At 56.4% G+C, this 13,267-nt stretch carries 11 protein-coding genes; 3 read left to right on the top strand and 8 right to left on the bottom strand.

The genetic code is table 11. The features are described from left to right. Positions 1-11: 11 nt before the first annotated feature. Positions 12-665, bottom strand: coding sequence for a hypothetical protein (locus HDF14_RS02005; protein ID WP_260697954.1), 654 nt, complete (start codon positions 663-665; stop codon positions 12-14). 406 nt (positions 666-1,071) lie between these two features. Between HDF14_RS02005 and HDF14_RS02000 the strand changes: the two genes are divergently transcribed. After that, positions 1,072-1,602 carry a bactofilin family protein gene (locus HDF14_RS02000; RefSeq protein ID WP_183973020.1) on the top strand — a complete coding sequence of 177 codons (531 nt, stop codon included), beginning with the start codon at positions 1,072-1,074 and terminating at the stop codon, positions 1,600-1,602. Between the two features lie 66 nt (positions 1,603-1,668). Here HDF14_RS02000 and HDF14_RS01995 read toward each other — a convergent pair whose 3' ends face one another. Together HDF14_RS01995 and HDF14_RS01990 are read right to left on the bottom strand one after the other, a co-directional pair. Continuing rightward, on the bottom strand, positions 1,669-2,079 hold the full coding sequence (locus HDF14_RS01995) for a DUF2752 domain-containing protein (protein WP_183973018.1): 411 nt from the start codon (positions 2,077-2,079) through the stop codon (positions 1,669-1,671). Then, entirely contained in the window at positions 2,076-2,750 is a 675-nt protein-coding gene (locus HDF14_RS01990) for a DUF4339 domain-containing protein (RefSeq protein WP_183973016.1), read from the bottom strand. Before HDF14_RS01990 ends, HDF14_RS01995 begins: the two co-directional genes overlap by 4 nt. A gap of 139 nt (positions 2,751-2,889) precedes the next feature. On the opposite strand from HDF14_RS01990, the gene HDF14_RS01985 reads away from it, so the two are divergent. Then, positions 2,890-3,837 (top strand): diacylglycerol/lipid kinase family protein, encoded by a 948-nt coding sequence (locus HDF14_RS01985; protein ID WP_183973015.1) that lies wholly within the window; start codon positions 2,890-2,892, stop codon positions 3,835-3,837. A 29-nt stretch (positions 3,838-3,866) separates the two neighbouring features. On the opposite strand, the gene HDF14_RS01980 is transcribed toward HDF14_RS01985, so the two are convergent. Continuing rightward, positions 3,867-4,586 (bottom strand): response regulator transcription factor, encoded by a 720-nt coding sequence (locus tag HDF14_RS01980; RefSeq protein WP_183973013.1) that lies wholly within the window; start codon positions 4,584-4,586, stop codon positions 3,867-3,869. Then, complete coding sequence (locus tag HDF14_RS01975) at positions 4,583-5,737, bottom strand: histidine kinase (protein ID WP_183973012.1); 1,155 nt, start codon at positions 5,735-5,737, stop codon at positions 4,583-4,585. Before HDF14_RS01975 ends, HDF14_RS01980 begins: the two co-directional genes overlap by 4 nt. Positions 5,738-5,754: 17 nt before the next feature. On the opposite strand from HDF14_RS01975, the gene HDF14_RS27115 reads away from it, so the two are divergent. Then, positions 5,755-7,206: an ATP-binding protein gene (locus HDF14_RS27115; RefSeq protein ID WP_183973011.1), complete on the top strand. Its 1,452-nt coding sequence runs from the start codon at positions 5,755-5,757 to the stop codon at positions 7,204-7,206. Between the two features lie 2 nt (positions 7,207-7,208). Here the strand turns inward: HDF14_RS27115 and HDF14_RS01965 are convergent, their stop codons facing one another. The 3 genes from HDF14_RS01965 to HDF14_RS01955 are packed head-to-tail and all read right to left on the bottom strand — an operon-like array spanning position 7,209 to position 13,137. After that, positions 7,209-8,663 carry an efflux transporter outer membrane subunit gene (locus tag HDF14_RS01965; protein ID WP_313899461.1) on the bottom strand — a complete coding sequence of 485 codons (1,455 nt, stop codon included), beginning with the start codon at positions 8,661-8,663 and terminating at the stop codon, positions 7,209-7,211. Continuing rightward, positions 8,660-9,925: an efflux RND transporter periplasmic adaptor subunit gene (locus tag HDF14_RS01960; protein WP_221304512.1), complete on the bottom strand. Its 1,266-nt coding sequence runs from the start codon at positions 9,923-9,925 to the stop codon at positions 8,660-8,662. Before HDF14_RS01960 ends, HDF14_RS01965 begins: the two co-directional genes overlap by 4 nt. A 29-nt stretch (positions 9,926-9,954) precedes the next feature. Continuing rightward, positions 9,955-13,137 (bottom strand): efflux RND transporter permease subunit, encoded by a 3,183-nt coding sequence (locus HDF14_RS01955; protein WP_183973010.1) that lies wholly within the window; start codon positions 13,135-13,137, stop codon positions 9,955-9,957. Positions 13,138-13,267: the final 130 nt, after the last annotated feature.

Below are 13,267 nucleotides of genomic sequence, written 5' to 3'. Positions count from 1 at the left end.
GCTGTTCCGATTTACTGCTCTTCCGAATTATCGCCCTCTTCCAGCAGGGAAACGGTGCCGACCACATCGTAAGTTGCGGCCTCGCCACCAGTAGGCTTCAACGTGACCCTCGTAGGCAATCGCTGCCACTGGGCAGGCTGACAGACGGGAATGAAGTGGTCTGCCTCCGGCCATTTGCCGATCTGCTTCTGGACTACAGGACGACGCGCTCCCAGCTGGGCCACAACGGCAAAGAGGCCGCCCTTGGCCGCTGTAGAGATGCCGCAATACGCCGCATAGTCGCGGAACCAGACCACATCCGAGACGGTAAAGTCGAAGTCAGGTAGATGAAGTACTGTAATGTGGCCGGTGACGCGATCAACCGAGAGCCAAGGACCAGGCTGCCAGATCCAGTGCGGTGCGGCATCGTTGGGCAGAGCGTCATTGAGTCGAAGCGCGCGACGGACTGTGAACGTGCGGTCGGTGACATCGTGGATCTCGCCAGTCGTCCATTCTTTCTGGCGATCGTCGACAAAGAGAGGGCGCACCTTCAGGCTGCTGGTCTCATCCGCCTTGGTGTCCGGAGTGGCGTCAGGCTGAGTGTAGGGAACCTTGTGATACGGTCCAAGCGTCACCGTATGAACCTTCGGACCAGCCGCAAGCAGCGAATTTCCAAAGAAAATCAACGGTAAAACTAAAAAAAATAAGGTCGGCAAAAGAGGAACTATTTGCCGCCTGGCGCGGGTCGTGCGGGGAGTCGAACTCAAGGGGTAGGGCTCTCACAGAGGATTTTCAGTTGTTGTCATGCTACCTGACGCACAGTCTTTTCTATGCGGTACGGGCTCTGGGACGCATAACACTTTTGGGGTGGTAGAAAAGGGAGAATATGCGGAAGAAACTCCAATGAATCCCGTAAGAACTCCACAGGTAACGGAAAAGGTTCAGACGTTGTGGAATAGATTGTGAATACTGGGCAATCCGTGGGCCTTTGCAGAGTAGTATCGTGGAAAGTATGCGTGCTGCCGTCGTGGTAGCGCGTGCGACAGACCGCGGCGGATCATTTTGAAGCAGTACGAAAGGATACAAACGAACATGTGGAAACCGAATCAGACTGGAAGCAACACTCCCTCGACTCCAGAACCGGTGCGTCCGTCGACTCCAGCGACGAACTTCGAGGCGAGCCCCACCCGTCCCGCGACCGTTGGCGCTGGCAACGCATCAGCCGCCGTACCAACCGGCGAGCAGGCCACCATCGGCAAGTCCCTCATCGTTAAGGGTGAGCTGACAGGCTCTGAGTCACTGTACATCGACGGCAAAGTCGAAGGCGCAATCAACCTCCCTGGCAACCGCGTCACCGTGGGCCGCAATGGTCAGGTAGCGGCGAACATCGTGGCACGCGAGATCGTTGTGCTGGGTAAAGTTCGCGGAAACTGCCAGGCCAGCGATCGCGTGGATATTCGCAGCGAAGGCTCGCTCACCGGCGACGTCATCGCAGCACGTATCTCGATTGAAGATGGCGCCTTCTTCAAAGGCGGCATCGATATTCGCAAGCCTGGTGGCACGGACCTGAAGGGCGGTACTGCAACCCCCGCAGCAGCCGAGCCAGTTGCAGTCGAGGCATAACTCTTCTTCAACGCCGTTCGCGATCGATCAAAACGGTCCTGCTAATTATGGGGACCGGCTTTGTTTTTATTTCAACGAGCCAAGCGGAAGATTGCGAACAACCGTAAAGATCATGGCGGCAGCAAGCGTGGCGTAGATTGTCACGCGAGGTATCTGCGGCCAGTGATCAACTTCGCGCCGCACAAAACGAAAATACCAACGCACACCACAGATCACCGCGATTGGCAGCAAGATCACGGCAAAGCCGTTGAGGTGCATTGCCTCGCTGAAATGTCCACGGAGCAAGGCGGCCAAAGCACGCGTGGCTCCGCACCCGGGGCATTGCAGATGCAGAAATTCGTAAATAGGGCACCGCGGATAGAAGCTATTCTGTGCAGGCGGAAAGCTCAACAGAACACCGCAGCCTATGGCAACCACAACCACTGGTGTCCCCGCGCGCAGAACCTCTGAGAGGCGGCCGCGAACTATCGAAATCATCGCACTACGTTCTGGTAGCGAAGGTTCTGCTTCAGCTGGTTGATCTCGTTGAGTTTGTACTGAAAATAGATTCCACCGAAGAAGAACGTCATGATGGGATTTAGACGCAGACCGAGCGGCTCGGGTCCGTTGAAATGTTGTTCAAGCGTGTCTCGCAACGTAAAGCGGGCGATGAGCCGAGCGACCCACGAGGCGATGCCGATAAATCCTCCGACGAAGTTTTGATGCGGCTGCTGATGATGGCTCATCGAGATCACCACTCCCCAAGAGCTGCCGAAGTGGAGCACGACCAGAACCGTGGAGATGATGTAAAACATTAGAGCCTTGCTCGCCGGTTGCACCCGGTTTGCCCATGCGGCGATAACCAGGTTCCACACCACAACGAAGAGCCCACACGTGAAGAAGCCCAGCAGCAGCTCAAGAAGCCAGTTCAAATTGGGTGGATCAGGATAAATGCCGCCCGCCTGCGGATAGGCAACAGGAGCCGCGTAGGCCGGTGTCGCCGGGACGCCGGCCGATCCGAGAACTTGAGCGACGGGGATCCAATCGGGCATCGTGTCACTCTTGGCCATGTCAGTCAGGAGAACGTTTCCCGAGGCGACGTAACGCTGGAGATCTTCGAGGGTATAAGGTCCGTACGTCTGCCCGTTGCGTGAAACCTGGTAGGTCATGCAAAGCTCCTGAGGACTGCAACACGCCTGCAGACTCGATCAAATCATGGACTGGCAGTTCCGCACAATCAGATTCGGAGGCCCGCCCCGAGGACGTCGGTTCTGTTCCCTCGGATTCAGAGTATGAGAGTCTTGCAGTGTGCATCGAGCCACTTTGGTCGTAAACGCGTCAGCAGGGCGAAGGAAAGATCTGCAGACGCTGGTCCATGCCTTGACGCAGGCTCTTGAACAAAGCGGCGTGCAGACGACCGCAGTGTTAACGACAGCGGCCGGGGAGGCGCAATCCATTGCAGCCGCTGCAGCCAGCAAAAGTGATGCAGTCTTTGCCTGTGGTGGCGACGGCACCGTTCACGAGGTTCTGCAAGGCCTTGTGGGCACAACGGCCGCACTTGGAGTCGTGCCGCTCGGCACGGCAAACGTCTTTGCCCGCAACCTGCATCTCTCACTCAACCCAATCAAAGCTCTCGAACAGCAGCTTAACTCTGAACCACGCGCGGTTTCAGTAGGCGAGGCGCGATATACCACCGGAGAATCCGAAGTGACCAGGTACTTCACGGTGATGGCAGGAGCCGGCCCTGACGGCGCGCTTGTGTATCGGCTGCTTGCCGGAAAGAGGTCGAAGCTCGGTCGAAGCGCCTACTATGCTCATGCTCTAAGGCTCTTCCTCACGCGAAATTTTCCGCCGTTTCGCGTGAAGTACCGCACAAGCGACGGCGAGTGGGTAGAGCAGCGCGGTGTCAGCGTTATGTGTTCTCGTGTCGCAAATCTTGGCGGCGTATTCAGCCGTCTGGCAAGTGAGAGTTCCCAATCCGAGAGCGACCTCCTCCTGTCCATCGTGAAGCCACCCGCAAGGGTCGGTTTACCCGCCTGGTTTGCTCTCAGTCGCATCGGATTGAAGGCACAAAATCCCTGGCTCGAGGAAGTCCGTGTCTCCGAGTTTCTCTGCACACCTTTCGAGACGAATCATCGCATTCACGCTGAACTCGACGGAGAGTGGGTTGGGAACCTGCCGATGTCAGTCCGGCTCTTACCTAAAGCAGTTTTGTTATTAATGCCCAAAAACAACGCGGCAGAGAGAATGAAATAGACATTCCATCTCTTCAGAATCGCACCCTATTAGAAATCATCGTTGCCAGTCGGTCGAAAGCGATAGCCAATCCACGGCTCGGTAACGATGTACGCTGGCTCATCTGCGAGTTCGATCTTCTTGCGCAACTGTCCAATGTTGACCCGCAGGTACTCCGGCTGGTCGGCGTTGGTCCCCCACACCGCGTGGAGTAACGCTCGATGCGTCAGCACCTGTCCGGGGTGCTGAGCCAGGCAGACAAGAAGATCGAATTGTTTCGGCGTCAGGTGTGTATCTTGCCCTCGAACCACGACGCGATGTTGTGGAATGTCGATATAGAAATCGCCGGCTGAGATGATCTGCGGAGTCTCGGACTCGGTTGCCAGGCTCCGGCGCAGTTGCGCACGAACGCGGGCCTGCAACTCCTGAATGCTGAATGGCTTCGTCACGTAGTCGTCGGCCCCGGCATCCAACGCTTCGATCTTCATAGCTTCTTGATTGCGGACCGAAAGAACGATGATCGGCACTTCGGACACGGCTCGAATCTCGCGGCAAAGCTCAATCCCATTCATCTCCGGCATGGAAACATCCGTGACGACAAGATCCGGCTTCCACGTGTGTACAGCCTCCATTCCCTCAACACCATTCGCGGCGATACGCAACGAGTAGCCCTGAGTAGAAAGTGCCGTGCGTAGCACGCGAGTGATCTGAGGTTCATCATCGACGATAAGTATCTTCGCCTGTTGTTGGTCGTGCGGGATCTGCTTCATTCGCGCTCCGGATGTTGCGTAACGATATGGACATCCACATTTGGCGATTCGCTGAGAAAGTGCTGAATCGCCCAGTAGTAAAGGTATTTGCGAAAGCCGTGAACCGCCGCGCGGCCGAAGACGATATGAGTAATGCGTTTCTCGCGAACAAAGCTGGCTGCGGCGTGCGCAATAGTCTTTCCTTTGACGGTGAAGACCTGGGCTTCAAGATTGCGTGCGAACTGTATGTTGGATGCGAGCGTACTTTTTTCTTCCTCAGGCAAGTCTTCATCTGTGTCGACGTGCAGAACGAATAACTCGCCTCCGACCCCTTCTGCTACCCGCGCACCGCGTGCGATCAGCATCTGCGAGGAACTGTTAGAGCTGATGCAGACGGCAATCCGTTCACGCACGGCCCAATGGGCCTCAATGCGTTTCGCATCCATGTAGGCAGTCAGCGTGCGATCGACCGCTTTGGTTACATGCTGCAACGCCAGTTCGCGGAGCGCAATCAGGTTTCCCCGGCGAAAGAAGTTTGCCAGAGCCTTCTCAGCACGGTCAATTCCATAGATATCTCCGCGCCGCATTCGTGTTTGCAGTGCTTCCGGTGTTAGATCGGCCATTACGATCTCGTCGGCGCGCTGCACTAGCCAGTCGGGAACGGTTTCGCGAATGATCACGCCCGTGACACTCTGCACAGTTGGCGCGACGCTCTCGATGTGCTGCACATTCATCGTGGCCAGCACGTCGATATTCGCTGCCAAAACGTCGAGAACATCCTCAAAGCGTTTGCGATGTTTGCTCCCTTCAATGTTGCTATGCGCCAGCTCATCGATAAGGACAATCTGCGGTCGCCGCGAAAGTATCCCGTCGAGGTCCATCTCCTCGAAGACCACGCCTTTGTATTCGATTCTCCTTCGCGGAATCTGCTCCAGTTGCCCGGCTAACTCTGCAGTACGCGGTCTGCCGTGGGTCTCGACTACCCCGATCACAATATCCTCACCGCGCTGATGCCGGCGGATCGCCTCACTCAACATGTTGTACGTCTTGCCGACGCCGGGTGCGTAACCGAGGAAAAGCTTAAAGGTTCCTCGCATCTTCTCTGGCGCGACTTTTTCCAGCCATTCTTCCGGGCTCTTCAGCGTCGGATTCGAATTGTCGCGAGTGCCCATAAGGATAAGATAAAGGAGTGCAGCGAAAGCTTATACCCAGTATCGTCCGCTACAGTATCTCCACAGCGAGCGCAGCTGTCATTGTAGCGGTCTACTTTCTCCGGCTGCATGTCAACGAAACCACCGTAGCCTTAACGTTCCTGATAGGCATCCTTTTCGTAGCGGCGAACTGGGGTCTCCGCCACTCCATTTACCTGTCTATCCTCTCAGCCGCAGCGTTCAACTTCTTCTTCCTCCCCCCGGTCCTTACCTTCACTGTCGGGGATGGCCGCAACTGGGTCGCTCTACTGGCATTCCTCGTGACAGGCATCGTCGCCAGCCAGCTCGCAGAGCGTGCACGCCGCGAAGCAAAGATCTCGCGCCGCCGCCAACGCGAGGCGGAAAGGCTGTACGAATTCAGCCAGCAGATGCTGGTCACCGGAAATGTAATCGACCTCCTCAACGTCTTGCCGCAGATGATTGCGGTGACCTTCAATCTGACCGGAGCCGCTGTTTACCTTCGCGAAAGAGATCGCATCTATCGTTCAAGCCCAAACTACATGGACGTGACCGCTGCTGAGCTGCGCGATGCCGCATTCACCCGCGATCATCGCTATGACGAAGCACGCGCCGTCACGTTAGTTCCCATTCTTCTCGGAACCCGGCCCATCGGCGCAGTTGGGATTACCGGCAACAGGACTTCGCCCGAGGCGCTCGATGCCGTCTGCGGCCTGGCCGCCATCGCCATAGAGCGCGCCGGCGCAGTGGAAACCCTGACCCGCGTCCAGGCCTCCCGCGAAAGCGAGCGTCTGCGCAACGCTCTCCTCGACTCCGTAGCGCACGAGCTGCGAACGCCCTTAACCTCCATCACAGCCGCCGTCACGACCCTGCGCAGTGAACCTTCTCTCGACGCAGAGCAAAGCGGAGAGATGCTCCAGGTGATCGAAGAGGAGGCCGCGCGGCTCGACCGGCTCGTAGGCCAGGCCATGGAGATGGCGGAGCTCGATGCGAACGACATCAAACTTGACCTCCGCCTTCATTCGATGCGAGAGGCCGTTGATTTAGCCCTTGAAGCCGTGCAGGGGCCGCTCAAGAATCATCCTCTCGAACTTCGTCTGCCCGACACGCTCCCTCCAGTGCTAATAGACCTGGAGCGCATCGCCAAAGTACTCCAGCATCTATTGGAGAACGCCGCAAAATATTCCCCGGAGGGAAGCCCTATCTTCGTCAGCGCCGAGGTCTCCAAAGATCAACTCGTCACCAGTGTCGCCGATCGGGGCGCGGGGGTCGATGACCTCGAGAAGATGATGATCTTCGACAAGTTTTATCGCGGTCAGGGACAGCGGTATCGCGTGCAGGGCACAGGCATGGGACTTGCCATTGCGAAGGCAATCGTCGAAGCCCACGGTGGGTCCATCGACGTAACCAGCCAGCCGTCGCAGGGGTCGGTCTTCTCGTTCTACCTGCCCCTCAACCTTTCGGGCCGCTAAGACTACAGCTTCGGCAGATTGGCCACGCTCCAGCCGCCACCCAACGCTTTGATCAAAAGAACGCTCGCATCCATCTGCCTGCGCATAATGTCGATGTCGTTCCGTTCGTTATTCAGCTCGGTCGTCTGCGCAGTCACAACTTGAAGATAGGTATCGAGCCCGCCCACATATCTGTTGTTGAATATCTGCTCTGCCGACTGCGCTGCCATCGTAGCCTGATGCTGATGCCCAGCCTCCTGATCGAGAACGCGGAGAGCGACAAGATTGTCTTCGACCTGTTGAAACGCAGTCAAAGTGGTCTGTCGATAGTTGGCAACAGTCTCGTCGTAGCTGGCATTGGCTTGTTCTGACACAGCGGCTCGTCGTCCCGCATCGAACACGGTCTGCGACAGCGTAGGTCCAAGTGACCACAGCAAACTTGCCGGGTCGAACAGATTCGCAAACGAGGTCCCCTCTACCCCGATCGATCCGTTCAACGAAATCGTGGGATAAAAAGCGGCCCGCGCAATGCCGATGCGGTCGTTCGCCTCTGCGACACGGCGTTCTGCCGCGGCAATATCCGGGCGTCGCTCCAGCAACTCCGACGGCAGCCCGGTCGGAATCATCGGCGGACGCGCGTCAAGAGGAACCGTTGGCAGAGCAAACGATGCTGGAGGTTTCCCAAGAAGAATCGCGATTGCGTGTTCAAACTGCGCTCGTTGCAAAGTAATGTCACGCGCCAGCACCTTCGCTGCTTCAAGCTGCGTCTGCGCCTGGTCGACGTCCGACTTCGGTGCGACGCCTCCTTCAAAACGATTCGTCGTGATCCGGAAGGCCTCTTCGAAGTCTTTCACCGTATCGTTCAGCAGCTTCTCTTGGGCATCTGCGCTGCGAGCTTCGAAGTAGTCGATCGCAAGCTCAGCCTGCAAGCTCAGCAGCACCGTCTGCCTATCCCCTGCGCTCGCCTGGGCCTCCTCGCGCGCAGCACTCACTGTGCGGCGAACTCGTCCCCACACGTCAACCTCGTAGTTCAAATCCACCGGCAATTGAATCACCCCAGTGCCGTTCCCCTGGGCATTGTTCAAGTTGAAGTACGGCTGGTTCGACGATTCGCGTACACCGCCGGCCGACGGAGCCACTCCTACGGTCGGGAAGAGTGACGCGTGACTGAACCGAATCAGAGCACGGGCTTCGCGGAACCGGGCATCCGCTGCCTTAAGATCCTGATTATTCTCCGCAACCTGCGGCTCAAGGATATTCAGCTCCGTATCGCCGAAGATCGTCCACCAATCCCCGCGTTGCGCCGCATCGGACGGCTGTGCAACCTGCCAATTTGAGTTCTCCTTGTAGGCGTCCGCACCTGCTTCCTTATATCCAGGAGCCATGGGGACCGATGGCTTTACATACTTCGGCCCGACCATGCATCCACTAATCAGAAGCATGGTTGCGCCAGCCAGAGCTGCAGGTCCTAGCGTCACTGATCCCCCTCTTTTTTCTGCATCTGCTTAGCGGTCTCACTCAGCTTGCTCTTCACCTGCACCTCCTGCCCGCTCGCCAGCGAGTCGGACGGATCGAGAACCACGGCGTCGTTAGCTGTGAGCCCCGAAGCAACCTCAACATTGGCGCCAAGATCCTTGCTGATCGTCACCGGCACCAGTTGCACACGACCATCACGCACAACTCCCACCTGAAGGCCCTGCGCACGGAACAGAAGCGTATTCGATGGAATCATCAAATTCGACGAGCGTTGCGGAACTTTGAAGTGAACGAAGACATAAGCCCCCGGCAGCAACTCGCCCTTCGGATTCTCAACGTCAACTTCGACGTTCAGCGTGCGTGTTGCAGAATCGATTGCGTTCGAGTTTCGCGCAATCGTGCCTTCAAACTCCCTGTCCGGATACTCATCCAGAGTCAAAGTCGCCTTTCCGCCTGACTTAATAGAAGTTGAGTAAGCCTCGGGAACCGAAACGAACACGCGAATCTTTTGAATCGCTGCCAGATGGAACAGCTCTTTCGGCGTTAAATTCTCCCCAGCCTGAATCAGCCCGCCGATATCGATATTGCGCGCCGTCACAATTCCATCGAATGGCGCGTAAATCTTCTCGAACGACTGCAACTGTTGCAGCCTGCGTACAGCGGCATTGGACGCATCTACAGCCGCTTTCTTTGCGGCCGCATCGCTCACCGCAACATCGGTCTCCTGCTTCGACACCGAGTTAGTCGTCAGTAGATTCTGGTAACGAGCCGAGGTCGTATTCGCCAGGTTCAGATTAGCCTCGGCACTCTTCAGATCGGCCTGCGCTACCTGAAGCTGCTCATCCAACTCTGGCGTCTCGATGACAGCCATCAGCTGTCCCTTGCGAACATGCGCGCCTATGTCGAAGTGCCAGCTCTTCAGATAACCGCTAGTACGGGCATAGATTGGGGTGTCAACATACGCCTGCGTGTTCCCCGGCAACGCCAGCCCTGAAGACAAGACAGAACTGACGGGATGAATCACATTCACAGATGGAATCGACGCAGCTTTTGTATCCGTCTCTAACGTGCTCTCCGACTTGTGACGCGCAGCAATCCCGAAGATCACCACCAGTGCCACGATCACTGCGATCACCGCCAGTCCGATCCACGTACCCTTCGTCAGCCGGGGCTCCCGAACCTCTGTCTCTCCCCCTGAGAACTCACTGGAAGGCGTGGTCATATCCTCATCCGTCCTGGTCTCGGCCTTTGTCCCACTCGTCATTGGTTCTCCTTCAATTTTCATAAAACCTCTCAAGCTCCGGCCGTCAATCGATGCTCGGGGCTCACACCTGGGGCAGGGACCTTCTTCTTATTCGAACTATGTAACAGAGCGAATACAGCAGGCACGAAGATGAGGGTTGCAACAGTCGCGCAGCACAGTCCGCCGATCACCGCACGTCCCAACGGAGCATTCTGTTCTCCGCCCTCACCCGCACCCAGCGCCATCGGAATCATGCCGATGATCATCGCCAGAGCAGTCATCATGACAGGTCGGAACCGGGTCGCTCCCGCTTCGATCGCTGCCTCAATCGCATCTCCATGATGCAACAACCGTTCCTTCGCAAAGGACACCACCAGAATGCTGTTTGCCGTAGCCACGCCCATGCACATAATTGCGCCCATCAGCGCCGGAACGCTCAACGTCGTCCCCGTCGTAAATAGGAAGAGCACAATACCAGCCAGCGCCGCCGGAAGAGCCGTAATGATGATGAAGGGATCGAGCCACGATTGGAAGTTAACCACGATCAACAGGTAGACCAGCACGATTGCGAACGCCAGTCCGGCAAGCAGTCCGAAATATGAGCTGTTCATCGTCTCTATCTGTCCGCGAACCCTTACGAAGCTGCCGCGTACCAAGGACTTTTCATTCCTCGCCACAATCTTGTTGATGTCCCTACCCACAGAACCAAGGTCACGTCCCTGAACGTTTCCATAGATATCGAGCGTCCGCCGAATGTTGTAGTGTGTGACCACTTCCATCTCGCTGCTGCGGGTGATCTTCGCGACGTCCGTCAGAATCTCCGGTTGTTTGGCAGTTGCAGACGAAATCGGAATATTCTCGAGCGAGTTCAAAGAGCTGATCTGATACTGCGGGGTCTGCTCCACAATGTTGTACGTATTGCCATTCTTCCAGTTCAGGTAGAACAGAGGGTTCAACTGCGTACTGCCACCAAGTATGTTCAACAGGCTGCTGCCCACGTCGCGCTCAGTGTAACCACCCTGCGCCGCCTTCGTGCGGTCTACGGTAACGTCCAGCACCGGATAGTCATCGGGTTGCTGGATGCGTAGGTCCACCAGACCCGGAACATGGTGCAGCTCGCTCAATACCTGGTTCGCGACTTTGCGATTCGCTGCAATATCCGATCCCTCGAACTGTATATCGATTGGCGCTGGCAGTCCGAAGTTCAAAATCTGCGTAACGATATCGGATGGCAGAAAGTAAAACGTGGCTTCAGGAAACGCGCGCGGAAGATCCTTCCGCAACTTCTCGACATAGTTGGCCGTCGGATGGTGGTCTTCCTTCAGGGAAACCAGAATATCCGCATCCCCCGCACCAATCAAACCCGATGTTGCATGCTGCGTATTCAGCGTGCTGTACGGCAGGCCGATGTTGTCCAGGATATTGTCCATCTCAGCGGGCGGCACGGTCTTCCGAATATCCTGTTCGATCAGATCGCACAGCTTCGCAGTCTCCTCGATACGTATGCCGCTCTTGCCGCGAACGTGAAGAATGAAGGATCCGTTATCCGTGCTCGGAAAGAAATTCTGTCCAAGAAACGGCACGAGCGCAAAGGCACACAAGCAGAGAATCAAAAAAATGAGAACGAAGAAGATCCGTGCTGCCACAAGCCGGCCAAGTAAATCCTGGTAGCTGGTGCGCAGCTTCTCGAAGAGCCGCTCGAACCCGCGTTGGAATCTCGCAAGAATATTCCTCGAGGGAGCAGCATGATGATCCTTTGCTTTGAGCAAGTACATCGCAAGCGTCGGCACCAACGTGCGAGAAAGAACATACGAAGCCAGCATGGCGAAGACTACCGCCTCAGCAAGCGGCACAAAAAGATAACGCGCAACCCCGCTCAAAAAGAACATTGGCAGAAACACGATGCAGATACAAAGCGTCGATACGAGTGCAGGCACAGAGATTTGCGCTGCGCCTTCGAGGATGGCGTCGTGCAGCTCTCTCCCCTCCTCGAGGTACCGCTCGATATTCTCAATCGTCACCGTCGCATCGTCCACTAGGATGCCGACCGCCAGCGCCAGTCCGCCCAGCGTCATGATGTTGATCGTCTCTCCAATGAGCCCGAGGATAATAATCGAGCTCAGGATCGACAGCGGAATTGAAACCGCAATGATAATGGTGCTGCGCCAGCTGCCCAGGAACAAAAGAATCATCAACCCCGTGAGCATCGCGGCAATTATGGCCTCACGGATAACCCCCTGCACCGATGCGCGAACGAAAACAGACTGATCGCCGACCGGCGTGATCTTCAGCTCTGGTGGCACCGTCAGCTTCACCCTCGGCAGAATATTCCGTATACCGCTCACAACGTTCAGCGTCGACGCGGTTCCGGACTTCAAAATCACCATCAGCGCACCGCGGTGGCCGTCCTGTCGCACGATGTTGGTCTGCGGTATGCTCCCGTCCGCCACAGTCGCAACATCCCGCAGATAAATCGTAGTGCCGTTCACCTGTTTAATCGGAAGATTGCTGATGCCCTCAAGCGTCACTGGAGACGAATTGATGTGAATGTCATACTCGTCCTCACCAATCTTCGCCGTTCCGCCGGGCTGCACTACATTCTGCTGTGACACAGCAGTCAGCACATCAACCGGCGACAGCCCCTTGGCCTGCATCAGCTTCGGGTCGATGTTCAACATGATCGACCGCTGCTTGCCACCATAGATATTCGGGATCACAGCGCCCGGCACAGAGATCAATTGCGGACGAACGAAATTCGCGCCTAGGTCATTGAGCTGTTGCTCGCTCAGTCCCTCGCCTGACAACCCCAGTTGAATAATCGGCACGCTCGACGCGCTGAAGTTAATAATCTGCGGCGGCAAAATCCCAGGCGGAAGACTTCGTAGTTGAAACTCCGACGCAGCCGACACCTGCGAGTTAGCCGTATCCAGACTCGCTCCCGGCTGCAGGTAAATCTTCACGATCACCTGACCCGCAAACGTGGTCGACTCGACGTGCTGAATGTTGTCCACTAACACCGTCAGCGCCTTCTCATATGGCGTCGTTAGGCGTCCTTCGAGCTCCTCCGGATTCAGCCCCGTATATTGCCACGCGACCGACACCACGGGAATGTTGATATTCGGAAAAATATCGGTCGGCGTGCTCGAGATGACCACAGGCGCCGCAATCAGAATCAGGATTGCCAGCACGATGAAGGTATACGGTCGGCTCAGAGCTACTTTTACGATCCACATACGAAGAACCCTCTTCCGCTTCGGGCAAATCTTTCTATAGAGTAAGACATTCTTGCCGCGTGAAGGTATCTACAGTTATTTCCGCGAGATGCCATCGGAAAAACCGATATCCTGAAACGCAGGGATTTCA

The sequence above is a fragment of the Tunturiibacter gelidiferens genome, assembly GCF_014201335.1.
Taxonomy (GTDB): domain Bacteria; phylum Acidobacteriota; class Terriglobia; order Terriglobales; family Acidobacteriaceae; genus Edaphobacter; species Edaphobacter lichenicola_E.
This window is presented reverse-complemented; position numbering and strand designations above follow the sequence as displayed.